Origin of the sequence: Streptomyces sp. CC208A (assembly GCF_030010625.1) — a bacterium.
GTDB lineage: Bacteria > Actinomycetota > Actinomycetes > Streptomycetales > Streptomycetaceae > Streptomyces.
This window is the reverse complement of record NZ_JASCXN010000012.1, coordinates 64416-79333: the sequence shown is the minus strand read 5'-3', so window position 1 is coordinate 79333 and position 14918 is coordinate 64416. Positions and strand designations below refer to the sequence as shown.

The 14918-nt window shown below is 75.0% G+C and carries 17 protein-coding genes; 9 read left to right on the top strand and 8 right to left on the bottom strand.

Annotated elements, in window-relative coordinates:
• Window positions 1–82: 82 nt before the first annotated feature.
• Genes QK442_RS15540 through QK442_RS15520 form a run of 5 tightly spaced genes read left to right on the top strand, consistent with a single transcriptional unit; the run spans window position 83 to window position 3881 of the window.
• Window positions 83–1636, top strand: coding sequence for an ATP-binding protein (locus QK442_RS15540; RefSeq protein WP_282694519.1), 1554 nt, complete (start codon window positions 83–85; stop codon window positions 1634–1636).
• Window positions 1633–2034 (top strand): roadblock/LC7 domain-containing protein, encoded by a 402-nt coding sequence (locus QK442_RS15535; protein WP_282694518.1) that lies wholly within the window; start codon window positions 1633–1635, stop codon window positions 2032–2034. Before QK442_RS15540 ends, QK442_RS15535 begins: the two co-directional genes overlap by 4 nt.
• On the top strand, window positions 2031–2387 hold the full coding sequence (locus QK442_RS15530) for a DUF742 domain-containing protein (protein WP_282694517.1): 357 nt from the start codon (window positions 2031–2033) through the stop codon (window positions 2385–2387). Before QK442_RS15535 ends, QK442_RS15530 begins: the two co-directional genes overlap by 4 nt.
• Window positions 2368–2973, top strand: coding sequence for an ATP/GTP-binding protein (locus tag QK442_RS15525; protein WP_282694516.1), 606 nt, complete (start codon window positions 2368–2370; stop codon window positions 2971–2973). The genes QK442_RS15530 and QK442_RS15525 overlap by 20 nt, the downstream gene beginning before the upstream one ends.
• Window positions 2970–3881, top strand: a complete 912-nt coding sequence (locus QK442_RS15520) for an adenosine kinase (protein ID WP_282694515.1) — start codon at window positions 2970–2972, stop codon at window positions 3879–3881. Before QK442_RS15525 ends, QK442_RS15520 begins: the two co-directional genes overlap by 4 nt.
• A 16-nt stretch (window positions 3882–3897) precedes the next feature.
• Here the strand turns inward: QK442_RS15520 and QK442_RS15515 are convergent, their stop codons facing one another.
• Entirely contained in the window at window positions 3898–4719 is an 822-nt protein-coding gene (locus QK442_RS15515) for a polysaccharide deacetylase family protein (protein ID WP_282694514.1), read from the bottom strand.
• A gap of 243 nt (window positions 4720–4962) precedes the next feature.
• Here QK442_RS15515 and QK442_RS15510 point away from each other — a divergent pair, with 243 nt between their 5' ends.
• From QK442_RS15510 to QK442_RS15500, 3 genes are all read left to right on the top strand, one after another.
• Entirely contained in the window at window positions 4963–6765 is a 1803-nt protein-coding gene (locus tag QK442_RS15510) for a SpoIIE family protein phosphatase (RefSeq protein ID WP_282694513.1), read from the top strand.
• Between the two features lie 46 nt (window positions 6766–6811).
• Entirely contained in the window at window positions 6812–7210 is a 399-nt protein-coding gene (locus QK442_RS15505) for a hypothetical protein (RefSeq protein WP_282694512.1), read from the top strand.
• Between the two features lie 138 nt (window positions 7211–7348).
• Window positions 7349–8542, top strand: a complete 1194-nt coding sequence (locus tag QK442_RS15500; RefSeq protein ID WP_282694511.1) for a nitric oxide synthase oxygenase — start codon at window positions 7349–7351, stop codon at window positions 8540–8542.
• Between the two features lie 34 nt (window positions 8543–8576).
• On the opposite strand, the gene QK442_RS15495 is transcribed toward QK442_RS15500, so the two are convergent.
• The 6 genes from QK442_RS15495 to QK442_RS15470 form a co-directional block, all read right to left on the bottom strand.
• Complete coding sequence (locus tag QK442_RS15495) at window positions 8577–9041, bottom strand: hypothetical protein (RefSeq protein WP_282694510.1); 465 nt, start codon at window positions 9039–9041, stop codon at window positions 8577–8579.
• A 208-nt stretch (window positions 9042–9249) separates the two neighbouring features.
• Window positions 9250–9858: a TOPRIM nucleotidyl transferase/hydrolase domain-containing protein gene (locus QK442_RS15490; RefSeq protein WP_282694625.1), complete on the bottom strand. Its 609-nt coding sequence runs from the start codon at window positions 9856–9858 to the stop codon at window positions 9250–9252.
• A gap of 94 nt (window positions 9859–9952) precedes the next feature.
• On the bottom strand, window positions 9953–10597 hold the full coding sequence (locus QK442_RS15485; protein WP_282694509.1) for an NAD(P)H-dependent oxidoreductase: 645 nt from the start codon (window positions 10595–10597) through the stop codon (window positions 9953–9955).
• Window positions 10598–10643: 46 nt separating this feature from the next.
• A complete protein-coding gene (locus QK442_RS15480) occupies window positions 10644–11786 on the bottom strand; it encodes a glutamate--cysteine ligase (RefSeq protein ID WP_282694508.1) in 1143 nt (380 codons plus the stop codon).
• A 32-nt stretch (window positions 11787–11818) separates the two neighbouring features.
• Window positions 11819–12784 carry a TIGR03557 family F420-dependent LLM class oxidoreductase gene (locus tag QK442_RS15475; RefSeq protein WP_282694507.1) on the bottom strand — a complete coding sequence of 322 codons (966 nt, stop codon included), beginning with the start codon at window positions 12782–12784 and terminating at the stop codon, window positions 11819–11821.
• Between the two features lie 70 nt (window positions 12785–12854).
• Window positions 12855–13016: a hypothetical protein gene (locus QK442_RS15470; RefSeq protein ID WP_282694506.1), complete on the bottom strand. Its 162-nt coding sequence runs from the start codon at window positions 13014–13016 to the stop codon at window positions 12855–12857.
• A gap of 225 nt (window positions 13017–13241) precedes the next feature.
• On the opposite strand from QK442_RS15470, the gene QK442_RS15465 reads away from it, so the two are divergent.
• Window positions 13242–14426 carry an alcohol dehydrogenase catalytic domain-containing protein gene (locus QK442_RS15465; protein ID WP_282694505.1) on the top strand — a complete coding sequence of 395 codons (1185 nt, stop codon included), beginning with the start codon at window positions 13242–13244 and terminating at the stop codon, window positions 14424–14426.
• Window positions 14427–14498: 72 nt separating this feature from the next.
• On the opposite strand, the gene QK442_RS15460 is transcribed toward QK442_RS15465, so the two are convergent.
• A complete protein-coding gene (locus tag QK442_RS15460; RefSeq protein ID WP_282694504.1) occupies window positions 14499–14771 on the bottom strand; it encodes a hypothetical protein in 273 nt (90 codons plus the stop codon).
• Between the last annotated feature and the right edge of the window lie 147 nt (window positions 14772–14918).

The window sequence follows — 14918 nt, the reverse complement described above, 5'->3', positions numbered from 1 at the left end:
AAGAGTTTCGGACCGATCAAGAACGCCTCTATAGTGCGGTCGTTCCGAACCTCCCTGTGCCTGCCTCTCGAGAGTCCGGTTGATGTCGGCGTCGCCCACCCCGTTCCGCCCCGCCCTGATCGCCTCCGTGCTGACCCTCGCCGCGGGCGGTACGCTCACCGCCGCCGCGACGAACGCGGCGCCGGCCGAAGTCCGCCCCTCCCTGGCCTGGTTCGCGGTCTGCGGCGTCCTGCTGCTCTCGGCCGCCGCCTTCGCCGTCACCTGGTACGCGCGCGTCGCCCGCCAACTGGCCAAGCGGGCCGAGCGGCTGGCCGCCCAGGTAGCCTCCCAGGACACCTACGCCGTCCAGCGCCAGGCTGCCGCCGAGCGCGAGGCGGCGGAGCTGAAGAGGCGTCACGAGGCCGACGTCGCCGCCGCGGAGGCCGCCCACACGGCCCGCGTCGACGAACTGGTCCGCGCCCAGCGGGCCGAGGCCGAACGGCTCGCCGCCACGCACGCGGCCGCGGTCGCCGGTCTGGAACAGCGCGTGCGCCGCGCCGAGTCCGCCCGCTCCGCCGCCCTCGCCGCCGCCGCCAACGCGGCCGGCCGCATGCAGGCGCTGGCCACGAGCATGATGGCCGACCTGCGCGAGATGGAGCACCGGCACGCCGACGAGGACGTCCTCGCCGACCTCCTCCACCTCGACCACCGCACCGCCCAGGCGGGCAGGCTCGCCGACTCCGTCGCCGTCCTCACCGGCGCCCGCTCCGGCCGCCGCTGGGCCCGGCCCATCGTCATGGAGTCGATCCTGCGCGGCGCCATGGGCCGCATCGCCGGCTACCAGCGGGTCCGGCTGCACTCCACGTGCGAGGCGGCCGTCGCCGGTCACGCCGCCGAGGGCGTCATGCACGCACTCGCCGAACTCCTCGACAACGCCGCCAACTTCTCCCCGCCCACCGCGGAGGTCCACGTCTACGTGGAGGAGGTCCCGGCGGGTGTCGTCATCACCGTCGAGGACAGCGGCCTGACCATGAGCGACGTCCAGCTGCGGCGCGCCGAGGCCGCCGTGGACGCCGCCACCCAGGACCTGGCCGGCCTCTCCGGCACCCGCCTCGGTCTGCACGTGGTCGGACGGCTGGCCCGCAAGCACAACCTGTCCGTCTCCTTCCGGCCCTCCGCGCGCGGCGGCACAGGCGTCGTGCTGATGCTCCCGCAGGAGATCATCGCCCGGGGCGCCGAGGCGGCCACGCCGCCCGCCACACCGCCGGCCTCCGTACCGCGCGCCGTGCCCGGCCCCCGTACCGCCCCCGACTCCGTGCCGGCGTCCGGCGCGAGGCCCGAGCCGGAGGCCACCCACGAGACGGCGGGCGAGACGCCGGCCGAAGGCACCGCGCCCGGGGCGCTGCCGCGCCGTCGCCGCGGCCGGACCCTGGCCGCGCACCAGGAGAGCGGCAGGGCCCCGGCCGACCCGGCCCGCCGGACGGCGCCCCGCGCCGACGAGGCGGCCCGGGCCTCGGCCCGCTTCGGCGGCTTCCACCGCGCCGTCCGCGGCACCGGGGCCAAGCCCGACGAGACCTCCGGCACCGACGCCCCCGCCCCGACGGAACCGACCACGCCGTCCTCGAACCACCCCCCTTCGGAAGGCAATCCGCGATGACCGGCACGACCACCGACGACAAGCTCAGCTGGCTCCTGGAGGGCCTCCTGGAACGCACCCCGGGCACCCGGCACGCCCTGGTGCTCTCCCGGGACGGCCTCAAGCTCTGCCGCACCTCGGGGCTCTCCGTCGACCAGGCCGACCAGCTCGCCGCCATCGCCGCGGGCATCCAGAGCCTGTCGCACGGCGCGTCCGTGGAGTTCGGCGACGGCACCGGCGGGGTCCGCTCCGCGATGGCCGAGTTCTACGGCGGGATCCTCTTCATCGTCGAGGCCGGGGAGGGCGCCCACCTCGCGCTCGTCGCCGAGGAGGACGCCGACGCCGGGCTCGTCGGCCACAACATGACCGAGCTGGTCGAGCAGTTGGGCGAGCACCTCGTCGCGAGGCCGCGGGGATGAGCCGCCTCAGGCCGGGTCGCGACGACTCCCCCGACCGGCTCTACACCCTGACCGGCGGCCGCAGCCGCACCGGGTCCACCGCCTTCGACGTGGTCACCCTCGTGGTGGCGGAGAGCGAACCGGTGCCCGGCATGCAGTCCGAGCACGCCGCCATCCTGCGCATGTGCCGCTTCCCCACCGCCGTGGTGGAGGTGGCCGCCGGGCTCGGGCTGCCCGTGTCGATCACCAAGATCCTCCTGGCCGACCTGCACGACACCGGCCGGATCAGCGCACGGCACCCGCGCCCCGCCCCGTACCGCCTTCCCGATCACGACATCCTGGAGCAGGTGCTCGTTGGACTCCGCAATCTCTGAGCAGCGCCGGACACTGCGCAGCACCGCCGACAACGGGCTGAAGATCGTCGTCGTCGGCGGCTTCGGGGTCGGCAAGACCACCCTGGTCCGCTCGGTCAGCGAGATCCGGCCGCTGAACACCGAGGAGACCATGTCGCAGGCCGGCGAGGGCATCGACGACACCGTCGGCGTCGCCGCCAAGACGGCCACCACCGTCGCCTTCGACTTCGGCCGGATCTCGCTCGACGCGCACAACGTGCTGTACCTGTTCGGCGCGCCCGGCCAGGAGCGGTTCTGGTTCCTGTGGGACCGGCTCTTCTCCGGGACGCTCGGGGCGGTCGTCCTCGTCGACACCCGCCGGATCGCGGACTCCTGGTACGCCGTCGACCGGCTGGAGCAGCACGGCACCCCGTTCGTCGTCGCCTGCAACGACTTCGGCGGGCCCGCGCACACGGCGGCCGAGGTCCGCGAGGCCCTCGACCTCGCGGACGAGGTGCCGCTGGTCTTCTGCGACGCCCGGTCGCGGGAGTCCAGCAAGCAGGTCCTCATCGCGCTCGTCGAGCACCTCCAGCGCGTCGTCGCGGCCGTCCCGGAACCCGCCCGGTGAAGCCGTACGACGTCCTCGTCCTGGGAGGGTCGGGGGTGGACACGATCGTGTACGTCCCCGAGCTCCCGCTCCCGTACGCCGACAGCCGCATGATCCGGCCCGGCATCGAGACCCGCGCCGGTCAGACCGGTGACTTCGTCGCCCTCGGACTCAGCTCCCTGGGGCTGCGCACCCACCACATCGACATGATCGGCGACGACCCGTCCGGGGAGCTCGTCCGCGCCTTCCACCGCGACCACGCCATCGGCTTCACCGAGGTGCCGCTGCCCGCCGGCACCAAGCGCGCGGTGAACCTCGTCGCCCCGGACGGCCGGCGCCTCTCCCTCTACGACGCCACCCGCTCCCACGAGGCCGACCGGCTGCCCGAGGACACCGTCCGCGAGCTGGCCGCGGCCTGCCGGCACGCGCACGTCGCGATCACCCATCCGTGCGCCCACGCGCTCCCGCTGCTCCACGAGGCCGGGGTCACCGTCTCCACCGATCTGCACGACTGGGACGGCGAGAACCCCTACCACGAGGAGTTCGCGTACGGCGCCGACCTCGTCTTCGTCTCCGCCGCCGCCCTGCCGGACCCGGAGGCCGCCATGCGGCGGATCCTGGAGCGCGGCCGGGCCGGGGCGGTCGTCGCCACCGCCGGGGCCGGGGGTTCGTACCTCCTCACCCGCGACGCCGCCGCGCCGGTCCACGTCCCGGCCGTCGCTCCGCCCGGTCCGGTCGTCGACTCCAACGGCGCGGGCGACGCCTATGCCGCGGGCTTCCTCTTCGGCCGGCTCACGGGCGAGCCCTTCGAGCGGTGCGCCCTGTACGGCGCGATCGCCGGCGCCCACGCCTGTACGGTGCCCGCCACCGGCAGCGCCGCCGTCGACCGGGCCGCTCTGCTGGCCGAGGCCGCCGCGCACGGTGGGTGAGCCGGGCGGCGGGGCCTCAGGGAGTGTCCGGGGCGGTGCGGACCGGGAAGCCGAAGGTGCGGCCCTGTCCCTTCAGCCACGGCAGCACCTCCTTGAGGGCCGTCACGGTCTGCGAGCGGTCGCCGCCGCCGTCGTGGAAGAGGATCGTCGGACCGTTGGGCAGCTCGTTCTTCACGGTCGCCACGATGGCCGCGGTGCCGGGTCGCTCGAAGTCCTTGGTGTCCACGTTCCAGCCCAGCGGCCGCATCCCGGCGGCCGCCGCCATCCTCCGGCTGTCCGGGGTGAACGCCCCGCCGGGGGCGCGGTAGTACTGCACCTCCGCCCCGCCCGCGGCCTCCTCGATGAGCTTCTTCCCGTCAAGGATCTGCTGCTTCTGGTACGCGACGGGCTTGCGGTCCATCGTCGTGTCGTGGGTCATGGTGTGGTCGCACAGCCGGTGGCCCTCGGCCACCACCCGCTTCACCAGGTCGGCGTGCTGCTTCGCCTGAGGGCCGATCATGCAGAAGACGGCCTTGGCGTCGTTCTCCTTCAGGATGTCAAGGACCTGCGGTGTCCAGCGCGGGTCCGGACCGTCGTCGATGGTGATGTTGACGGCCCGTCCGCCCTCCTCGGCAGCGTGCGCGATCCCTTCCGGGATCCGTACCGTCGGCTTCGCGGGCCGGTTCGGTTCGGCGGGCCGCTGGGCGGGTATCCGCGGTGCGCCCGCGCCTCCGGCCCCCGACGGGGTGGGCTCTTCCTCCCCGCCCACCAGCGCCGTCGCTCCCCATGCGGCCAGGCTGATGCCGACCGCCGACGCCAACACGGCCACGTGCGCGGTGTACTTGCCCATCCGGCGCATGCGCCCTCCGATCCTCGCGTTCCCGATGCGACCCCGCGCCTTCCGGCGCGTTCCCGGGGGATTCCCAGAAAATTCCCGGGGGAGAGGACGAAACATCCGCCGAACAGGTTTCACCCGTTCGGCGGATGTGACAGAGCTACCGTTCGGCTGCGATTCCGCTGCCGTTCGGATGGTGCGCCGGACGGGCTTCCGGTGCAGACTGTGCACCACACCTGGTCGAGTTTCCCCCTGGAGGCCGGAAGAGTGAGCGGCGGCAGCGTCGGGAGGCGCCTGACCGGCAGGGTCTCCCCTGTGCGGGCCTCGACGGTGTACCGGTCCGCAGCGGTCCGCGCACGGCGCCGCCGCGAGGACGACGGGGTTCCGTTCGACGGGCCCGGCACCGAGGAGCGGCTCGCCTGGCTCAACGCCGCGAGCACCCGTATCGGCACCACTCTGGACCTGGAGCGCACCGCCCGGGAGCTGGCCGAGTTCACCGTGCCGGACTTCGCCGACGGGGCCGCCGTCGACATCCTGGAGAGCGTCCTGCGCGGCGAGGAGGGCTCCCGCTGGACCGGCCGGGGCGTCCCGCCGATGCGGGCGGTCGCGCTCTCCGCCGTCGAGACCATGACCGACCTGGAAGCGGTACCGGTCGGCGAGACCTACGTGCGCGACCAGAAGCGGCGCGAGACCCTGCTCCACCGGTACTGCCTGCGGCAGGGCAAGCCGGTCATGGTCGCCCGGATGCGCGAGGGCGACTTCGAGCGCGTCGCCCCCACCGCGAGCGGCGCGGCGAAGATGCGCGCCCTGGGGGTGCACAGCTACCTCGCGGTGCCGCTGATCGCCCGCGGGCTGCTGCTCGGCAGCGCCGACTTCGTCCGCGGCCCCGGCAGCCCGTCCTTCTCCCCCACCGACCTGGCCCTGGCCGAGCAGCTGGCCTCCCGCGCCGCCGTCTTCATCGACAACGCCCGGCTGTACGGGCGGGAGCGCGAGCACGTCGTCTCCCTCCAGCGCAGTCTGCTGCCCCGCGCCACCCCGGTCACCCCCGGCCTTCGGGTGCACGCCGAGTACACGCCCTCGGCGGCCCGCCACGCGGTGGGCGGCGACTGGTACGACGTCATGTCCCTGCCCGGGGGTCGTACGGCCCTGATGGCGGGCGACGTCATGGGCCACGGGCTGCCCGCCGCCGCCACCATGGGGCGGCTCCGGGCCGTCGCCCGCACCCTGATGACCCTCGACATGGCGCCCGAGCGGGTGCTCGCCCGGCTCGACCTGGCCACCCGCGACCTGGAGGACGACCAGGTCGCCACCTTCCTCTGCGCGGTCCACGACCCCGCGGACTCCCGCGTCACCCTGGCGGGTGCCGGTCATCTGCCGCCGCTCCTGCTCGACGGGCGGGGCGGGGCCGAGTTCGTCGCGCTGCCGGCGGGGGCGCCGCTGGGCGCCGGGGTGATCCCGTACGACCCGGTGACGGTGACCGTCCCCGAGGGCGGCGGGCTCGTGCTGTACACCGACGGCCTGGTGAAGGCGCGCGGCGCCGACCTGGAGGAGCAGCTGGGGCGGCTGCGGTCCGCGGCGCTCGCCCTGCCGCCGGAAGCCCTGGAGGACGGCGGGCTGATCGCGGCGGCCCCGGCCGGGCCGGGCCGCTTCGACGAGGCGGTGGTGCTGACCGCGCGGGCCGTCCCGCCGGGGCCGGGGACCGATCTGCGGGTGTGGCCGCTGTCCGGCGGCGGCCGGGCCGCGTCCGAGGCGCGGCGGCTGGTCACCCGTCAGCTCGCCGACTGGGGCCTGGAGGACCTCGCCGACATGTGCGAACTGGTCGTCTCCGAGCTGGTCGGCAACGCCCTGCGGTACGGCAACGGACCGGGCGAGCTGCGGCTGCTGCGCGGCGAGCGGCTGGTCGTCGAGGTCTCGGACACCGGCCCCGACCTCCCGCAGATCCAGCACGCCGACCTCAGCGACGAGGGGGGCCGCGGTCTCCAGCTCGTCAACATGCTCTGCCGCCGCTGGGGCTCCTGCCGCACCTCCGGCGGCAAGGTCGTCTGGGCCGAGCAGAACCTGCCCTCCTGAGCCACCGGCCGCCGGGCGCCTTCCCACCCCGTGCTAAGAAGGCCGGATGACGCTCACACGGGGTCTGCGGGTACGTCTCGCGGCCGATCTGAGGGTGGCCGGGACGGTCACGGTGGCCGGCGACCCGGCCGATGAGCCGGAGGCGGTGGCCGGGGCGCTGCTGCTTGCCGAGGGCACGGAGGGGGTCGTGGAGCGGGTCGACGCGCCGGAGGAGCCCCGGCCGGACCCGGAGGCGGCGGAGTACGAGCGCCTCGCCTCGCTCCTGGAGTCGTTCGGCGCCCAGATGCCGCCCGCGAGCCGGGAGCGCCTGGAGGAGCAGGTGCGCGAGCTGGAGCCGGCGTGGCGGGCGTACCGGGACCGGCGGCCCGTGGTCACCGCCCGCGTCCGCCTCGACGGCGGGCTCGTCCTGGAGCGGGTGCGCGAGGACGTCCTGACCGCTCTCTGAGACGGGAGGCCGCCGTCCGGCGAGAGGCGGTGGCGGCCGGGCACCCTATCAGGACGGACCGCCCGCCTTGGCGAAGTTCGAACACTCTCCACAGCCGGACGATTCCGTACGGTAGTCATGGGCCAGGGAGGAAACACCTTGGTCTTCAGTCTGATCCGTCGCCGCGCGTCCGCACCCGTCGGCGGCGCTTGCCCCTACTCGGCCCCAGCCGCCGTACCCGCCCCGGTGCCGTCCGCCGTCCGTGCGCCCGACCGGGTGGACCGGCGGGAGGCGGAGGAGTTCGTCCGGCAGTTCCACGACGAGTGCCCGGGTGCCGGGGACGTGGAGGGCCGGGTCCGCCGGGTGCGGGCCGAGATCGCCCGTACCGGCACCTACGAGCACACGCCCGAGGAGCTGGCCTTCGGCGCCCGGGTCGCCTGGCGCAACGCGGCCCGCTGCATCGGGCGCCTCTACTGGAGCAGTCTCGTCGTGCGGGACCTGCGCGGGGTGTCGTCCGCCGACGGGATCGCCGCGGCCTGTGCCGAGCACCTGCGGGCGGCGGAGAACGGCGGGCGGATCCGGCCGGTCCTCACCGTCTTCGCCCCGGACCGGCCGGGCCGTCCGGCGCCCCGGATCGTCAACGACCAGCTGGTCCGGTACGCGGGGCACCGCTCCCCCTCCGGCCGCTGGGTGGGCGATCCGCGCGCGGCGGCGGTCACGGCCCTCGCCCGCGAGCTGGGCTGGAAGCGGGAGGAGGAGCCCTTCCAGGTGCTGCCGCTGATGGTGCGGGAGCGGCCCGACGCCCGCCCGGAGTGGTACGAGCTGCCCGACGGCGCCGTGCGGGAGGTGCCGCTGCGCCATCCCGAGCACGCCTGGTTCGCGGAGCTGGGGCTGCGCTGGTACGCGGTGCCGGCGATCAGCGACATGGTCCTGGAGATCGGCGGGGTGCGGTATCCGGCGGCGCCGTTCAACGGCTGGTACATGGGCACGGAGATAGGCGCCCGGAACCTCGCCGACGCCGACCGGTACGACCTGCTGCCGCTGGTGGCGGAGAGGCTGGGCCTGGACCGCTCGTCGGAGCGGACGCTGTGGCGGGACCGGGCCCTGGTGGAGCTGAACGTGGCGGTCCTGCACTCCTTCCAGGAGGTGGGGGTGACGATGGCGGACCACCACACCGAGTCCGAGCGGTTCCTGAAGCACATCGCGCGCGAGCGGCGGCACGGGCGGCCGACACCGGCCGACTGGAGCTGGATCGTGCCGCCGATGTCGGGCGCGGCGACGCCGGTCTTCCACCGCTACTACGACCCGATCGACCCGGCCCTGCGCCCGGCGTTCGTCCCCCGGCAGGGGTAGGGCGCGTCCTGCGGACCGGGCCGGGCCGTGGAGGTCAGTACCGGCCGCCCGTACGGTTCCCCCGCCCGCCCCGGCGGGAGCGGCGGCCCTGGCGGGGACCACCGGCGTCGGTGGCGCCGCCGGCGGCCTCCGGCGAGGAGAACAGCACCGGCACCGCCGATCCCTCGGCCGGGGCCGCGGTGCGCGGTTCGGGCACCCGCTCCGGTCTCGGGGTCCTGGCGGGGCTCGCCGCGCGCGCCACGACCCGGGCGTGGGTGATCAGTGGGGCGCACGCCTCGCAGATCTCGGCGAGCGTCCAGACCTCGCCGACGGCCGGGTTGTGGATGAGGACGAGCAGGGTGCGGCCGGAGCAGAGGGCCCGGGCCCGGTGGTGGCGGCAGCCCGCTCCTCCGCAGGCGCACGCGGCGTTCGGACGGGGGGTCGCGAGGCGGGCGTGTGCCCGCACGTGCTCGGCGGCGAAGGCGCGCAGCGCGCGCACGTCCTTGGAACGCTCGGGCATGCGGCAGCCCGCGGTGGTGCAGCTGACCCGCGCCGAGTGGTCGTGGTGGCCGGTGAGACGAATCGTCCAGGTCCTGCCTGGTACACGGGATCCGGGTGGCATGCTCAACGCGCACAAGTCCGTTCGGGAGAGGAGGCGTTCGGTCTCTGTTTACCCCGAAGTCGGGGCCTCGACGCGTCCGCCCCCGGCGCGTCCGCCGGGCCCTCGCTCAAAGGGAGGCGAGCAGGCCGTCGAGCGGGGCGGGGACGCGGGCGAGGTCCAGGCCCTCCACGAGGACACGTCCGTACCGGATCTTCCGTCCCGAGGTGGTGCCGAGGAAGCGGCGCAGCCGCAGCCGGGGGTCCCGGCCCCGCTGGGCGGGCTGGTTCAGGAAGGTGCGCAGGGCGCGCCCCTCGCCCTCGGCGTCGACCAGTGCGCCGACCCGGTCCACGCCGAGGGCGCGGATCAGCTCGTCCTCCAGGTCGGCGACGCAGACGAAGAACGCGTCCGGGTCGGCCCCCGCCGCTGCCAGGCCCCGGGCGTAGTGGGCGCGTTCGGCGTCGTCGCAGAGGCCGGTGAGGCGCAGGCCGAGACCGGGCGGGCCGAGGAGGCGGGCGTGGCGGGCGGCGTTGGTGGCGCCGTTCATGGACAGGACGCAGACGCCTTCGGCGGCCAGGTCGCGGCCCCGGCGGGCGGCCAGCGCCTCGACCGCGGCCACGTCGCTGCGTCCTTCGAGGAGCACCACGGTCCGGACGGGCAGGCGGGCGGCGAGCTCGCGCGCGCGGTCGCCGGTGCCGCCGGCCGCCCACTCGGCGGCCTCGGTCCGGAAGGCGTCCATGCCGGTGACGCCCCTGTCGTCGGTGTCCCTGTCGGTCATGGCAGGAGTCTGGGCGTTCTCCAGCACCGGCGGTAGCGGTTTTCGGGGCGGGCCGCTATCCCGGCGGGTACGGGGCGCCCTTCAGGAGGCGGGCGAGGTGGGCCGCGTTGCGGGCGAGGGTCCTCGTGGTGCTCTCGGTGGCCTCGGGCGGCTCGTCCAGGTCCTGGTAGTCGGTGCGCTGCATGGCCTCGCCGACCCAGTAGGTGACGGCGTTCGCGGGCAGGGTGAAGCCGACGTCGTCCAGGCCCTGGAAGAGGTCGGCGCTCACCTTGTGGGCGCCGTCCTCGTTGCCGACGACGCAGACGACGGCCACCTTGCCGTAGGTGAGCATGCGGCCCTCGTCGTCCGACTCGGCAAGTTCGGCGTCCAGGCGTTCCAGGACCCGCTGGGCGATGCTCGACGGGTGGCCGAGCCAGATGGGGGTGGCGAGGACGAGGACGTCGGCGTCGAGCATCGCCTCCCGGATCCCGGGCCAGGCGTCGCCTTCGCCCATGTCGGTCTCCACGCCGGGGCGCACGTCGTGGTCGACGACGCGGAGGGTCCGGCCGGTGACGCCGTGCTCGGCGAGCGCGGCCATGGTCCGCTCGGCGAGCAGCTGGGAGCTGGAGCGCGCGGGCGAGGGGCTGAGGGTGCAGACGAGGGCCAGGGCGCGCAGCGGCGCGTCGCCGTCCGGGTCCGTCCGGCGGTCGGTGTCGTTCATCTCGTACGCCTCTCCGTTCGGGTCTCGCGGTTCCGGTCTCCCGGGGTCAGCCCGCTCCGGCCGTGATCCGGACGCAGGCGCGGACGACCCCGCCCAGGTCGCCCCCCTCCGCCTCGTACAGGGCGCGCTGGCGGGCGGCGCCGCCGCCGGAGGCGAGCAGCTCCGCCAGGCCGCGGTGGACCAGGTCGAGGTCGCCGGCGTCCCGCAGCGCCGCCTCCGTGTGGTCGACCAGCGCCCCGAGGGCCACGTCGGCGGGGACCTCCCGCAGGGTGCGGGGGTCGAGGAGGGGTCCCCCGAGCCCGGACCTGGCGGCGCGCCAGGAGGCGAGCCGCAGCAGGGCGGAGGGGGCGCCGGGGACGGGTGCGCCGTCCCGCCAGGCCCGGGCGGCGGTCTCCACCAGGCCGCGGGCGAGGGCGGCGACGAGGACGGTGGTGTCCGCCTCCAGGCAGACGTCGGCGACGCGGATCTCCACGGTGGGGTTGGAGTGGGAGATCCGGGCGTCGAAGTAGACCATGCCGGGGTCGCGCAGGACGCCCGTGGCGATCATGTCGCGCACGCGCGCGTGGTAGGCGGCCGCGCTGCCGAAGGGCTCGTAAGGGCCGGCGGACGGCCAGCGGTTCCACACCCGGCTGCGGTAGCTGCTGTAGCCGCTGTCCCGGCCCTGCCAGAACGGCGAGTTGCCGCTGACGGCGTTCAGCGGGGCGAGCCAGGGGCGGATGCGGTCGAGGACGCCGACGCCCTCCTCGTCGGAGTCGACCGCGACGTGGACGTGGCAGCCGCAGGTGAGCTGTTCCTCGGTGGTGAGGGCGAACTGCTCGGCCATCCAGCGGTACCGGACCCCGAGGTTGCGCGAGGGCCGCACGGGCACCGGGGAGGTGGCGAGCGCCGCGACGAGCGCGCCGGCCCCGCGCGCGTGCCGGGCGGCCTCGCTCCGCCACCGGACGAGCTCCGCGCGCACGGCGTCCATGGCGTGCTGCGGGCTGGTGGCGAACTCCAGCATCTCCTGGTGGAGTTCCTTCTCGAAGACCTTCTCCCCGCCGCGGTCGGGTTCGGCCGCGGCGGCGGCGAGGACGGCCGAGGAGAGCGCGAGCGGCTCGCCCGTCCGCTCGCTCACCAGCAGCAGTTCCTCCTCGACTCCGACCGTGCGCGGCGCACGGCCCCCGGCCCCGGCCCTGCTCGCGGTGTCCACGGTCGGCTCCGTCCGGGCTCGGCGGTCGGCGGTCAGGCGGCCCGCAGGGCGGGCAGCAGGGTGGTCCGGGCCCATTCGAGGAAGGGTCCCTGGTGGGCGCCGCCGATCTGGACGAGCGCGAGGTCCGTGAACCCGGCCTTCCGGTAGGCGTCGGCGGCCTTCACCACCGCGCCGGGGTCGTCGCCGCAGGGGATCGCCTCGGCGACGTCCTCGGGCTCCAGGTGCGCGGCGGCCTGGGCGAAGCTCTTCGGCAGCGGCAGTTCCGGGTTGACCCGCCAGCCGCCGAGCGCCCAGCGGAACTGCTCGTGCGCGCGGGCCACGGCGGCGTCGCTGTCGGGGTCGTAGCAGAGGGCGAGCTGTCCGATCCTGGGCTTGCCGGTACCGCCGTGCCGGTCGAAGCCCTCGGTCAGGTCCCGGCTCGGTTCGACGGCGACGAGGAGGTCGGCGCGGCGGCCGGCGAGCGCCGAGGAGCGGGGGCCGGAGGCGGCGATCCCGATGGGCGGCGGCTGGTCGGGCAGGTCCCAGAGACGGGCTGCGGTCACGTCGAAGTGGCGCCCGTGGTGGTCGACGTACTCCCCGGTGAAGAGGGCGCGGATGATGTCGACGGCCTCCTCCAGGCGTTCCAGGCGGACGCGGGCGGTGGGCCAGCCGCCCCCGGTGATGTGCTCGTTGAGGTTCTCGCCGGAGCCGAGGCCCAGCCGGAAGCGGCCCTCGGAGAGGAGCTGGAGCGTCGCCGCCTTCTGCGCCACCACTGCCGGGTGGTACCGGAAGCTCGGGCAGGTCACGTACGTCATCAGCGGGATGCTGCGGGTGGCCTGGGCGGCCGCGCCGAGCACGCTCCACGCGTACGGGGAGTGTCCTTGGGAGTCGAGCCAGGGGAAGGAGTGGTCGGAGATCACGGAGAAGTCGAAGCCGACGCGTTCGGCCTCGACCACGTGGTCGACCAGCTCACGGGGGCCCGCCTGCTCGGTCATCATCGTGTAGCCGAAATGTGTCATGCGCGGCGCCTTGCCGGGGGCGCCCCCTCGTAAACGGCGGGGGCGTGGCCGACGGCGGGCCGGCACGGGGTCAGTCGTCGCCCCGGACGATGTTCCGCTCCGGGTCGGTGGTGTCGAGGTCGTCGGGCAGCCCGGGGTCCGGACCGGTCAGGGCCGGCCGGCAGGTGCGCAGCGTGGCGTCGTGGTGGGGGCGCTCGTCGGTGGTCGGATGGTCGAGCGGCGTGTCCATCACGCTCAGCTCCTCGTTCGTGTCGGGCCCGCTGGGGGCCGGTGTGTCTCGTACGCCCCTACCCGCCGTGCCCTCGGCGACTCCCCCGGCTCCCGCGGACGGCCTGGGCCGGGTGCGGGAGGTGTGGGGCCGTCCGTACCGGGTAGCCGCGGGGCCAGCCCCCCGCGTCCCACCGGACGGGCCCACGACGGCGACCGGTGCACGACGCCGGAGGAGGAGGTGGCCGGGATGAAGGCCGTCACCTGGCAGGGCCGGCGGAAGGTCACGGTGGAGACGGTGCCCGATCCGGTGCTCCAGGAGCCCACGGACGTGATCGTGCGGATCACCACGAGCGGCCTGTGCGGATCCGACCTGCATCTGTACGAGGTCCTCGGCCCGTTCATGGAGCCGGGCGACATCCTGGGGCACGAGCCGATGGGGGTGGTGGAGGAGACCGGCTCCGAGGTGCGGAGGGTGAAAACGGGCGACCGGGTCGTGGTGCCGTTCAACCTCTCCTGCGGGCGGTGCCCGATGTGTCTGTCGGGGCTGCACTCGCAGTGCGAGACGACCCAGGTCCACGCGTACGGCAGCGGGGCGGCGCTGTTCGGCTACACCAAGCTGTACGGGCAGGTGCCGGGCGCGCAGGCGGAGTTCCTCCGGGTGCCGTTCGGCGACACCCTGCCGATCCCGGTGCCCGAAGGGCCGCCGGACGACCGCTTCGTCTATCTGTCGGACGTGCTGCCGACGGCGTGGCAGGCGGTCGCGTACGCCGAGGTGCCGCGCGGCGGTTCGCTCGCCGTGCTCGGGCTCGGCCCCATCGGGGACATGGCCGCCCGGATCGCCCTGCTGCGCGGGGCGGAGACGGTCGTCGGCATCGATCCGGTGGCGGCCCGGCGGGCCCGGGCGGCCGCCCGCGGCGTCCACGTCCTGGATCCCTCGGCGGACGGCGAGGAGCTGGTGGAGCGGGTGCGGGAGCTGACGGACGGGCGGGGCCCCGACGCGGTCGTGGACGCGGTCGGGATGGAGGCGCACGGCGCGCCGGTGGCGAAGACGTTGCACGGCCTCGTGGCGCGGCTGCCGGACGCGCTGGCCCGGCGGCTGATGCGCCGCTACGGCGTGGACCGTCTGTCGGCTCTCCACCTGGCGGTCGAGCTGGTGCGGCGGGGCGGCACGGTGTCGCTGGCCGGCGTGTACGGGGGCGGGGCCGATCCGATGCCGCTGCTCGTCATGTTCGACAAGCAGCTCACGCTGCGCATGGGGCAGGCGAACGTGCTGCGCTGGGTGGAGGAGCTGCGTCCGCTGCTCACCGATGCCGACCCGCTGGGTGTGGACGGCTTCGCGACGCACCGGCTGCCGCTGGACGGGGCGCCGGCCGCGTACGAGATGTTCCAGTCGAAGAGCGACGACGCGGTGAAGGTTCTGTTCCGGCCGTGAGGGCCGCCGCCCACCGGGCAACACCCTCACCCGAACGGGTGAACGGCGGTGCCGGTGGGCGGCGGGGTGGGCCTATTCCTGTGGAGGTGCCGCGGCGACCTTCACGGGGCCGACGACGGTGAGGGGGATCCGGACGTTCTCGCAGAAGCGGCGGACGCGGGAGAGGACGCTCAGGGACGCGGGCGAGGGGTCGGCGGTGGAGAGCTGGACCCGGACGAGCCGGGGACGGTGGGTCTGGGCCAGGGCCTGGGCCTCCAGATCGGCCGCGGACCGCGTGGTGAGATCGAGGTCGCCGGGGAGCGACAGGTGCAGGACGCCCTCCTCGAAGGCGTGGCCGATGAGCATGACCGCCTCCTTCCGTCGTACGCCGTGCCACCGCCCGGAGGCGGTGGCACGGACGGTTTCCGTCAAGGCGTTGTGCCGGGCACGCAAGCACCAGGCTGGCAGACGCGTACCGTGTCCGCACCCGCACGGTGCGCGGTCCCGGGGCCT

What these genes read in the sequence shown, in the direction of transcription:
- QK442_RS15540 (WP_282694519.1), top strand. Translation starts at nt 83, where the DNA reads ATGTCGGCGTCGCCCACCCCGTTCCGCCCCGCCCTGATCGCCTCCGTG.
- QK442_RS15530 (WP_282694517.1), top strand. Translation starts at nt 2,031, where the DNA reads ATGAGCCGCCTCAGGCCGGGTCGCGACGACTCCCCCGACCGGCTCTAC.
- QK442_RS15465 (WP_282694505.1), top strand. Translation starts at nt 13,242, where the DNA reads ATGAAGGCCGTCACCTGGCAGGGCCGGCGGAAGGTCACGGTGGAGACG.
- QK442_RS15475 (WP_282694507.1), bottom strand. Translation starts at nt 12,784, where the DNA reads ATGACACATTTCGGCTACACGATGATGACCGAGCAGGCGGGCCCCCGT.
- QK442_RS15490 (WP_282694625.1), bottom strand. Translation starts at nt 9,858, where the DNA reads ATGGACGCCTTCCGGACCGAGGCCGCCGAGTGGGCGGCCGGCGGCACC.
- QK442_RS15460 (WP_282694504.1), bottom strand. Translation starts at nt 14,771, where the DNA reads ATGCTCATCGGCCACGCCTTCGAGGAGGGCGTCCTGCACCTGTCGCTC.
- QK442_RS15535 (WP_282694518.1), top strand. Translation starts at nt 1,633, where the DNA reads ATGACCGGCACGACCACCGACGACAAGCTCAGCTGGCTCCTGGAGGGC.
- QK442_RS15505 (WP_282694512.1), top strand. Translation starts at nt 6,812, where the DNA reads ATGACGCTCACACGGGGTCTGCGGGTACGTCTCGCGGCCGATCTGAGG.
- QK442_RS15495 (WP_282694510.1), bottom strand. Translation starts at nt 9,041, where the DNA reads ATGCCCGAGCGTTCCAAGGACGTGCGCGCGCTGCGCGCCTTCGCCGCC.
- QK442_RS15485 (WP_282694509.1), bottom strand. Translation starts at nt 10,597, where the DNA reads ATGAACGACACCGACCGCCGGACGGACCCGGACGGCGACGCGCCGCTG.
- QK442_RS15515 (WP_282694514.1), bottom strand. Translation starts at nt 4,719, where the DNA reads ATGCGCCGGATGGGCAAGTACACCGCGCACGTGGCCGTGTTGGCGTCG.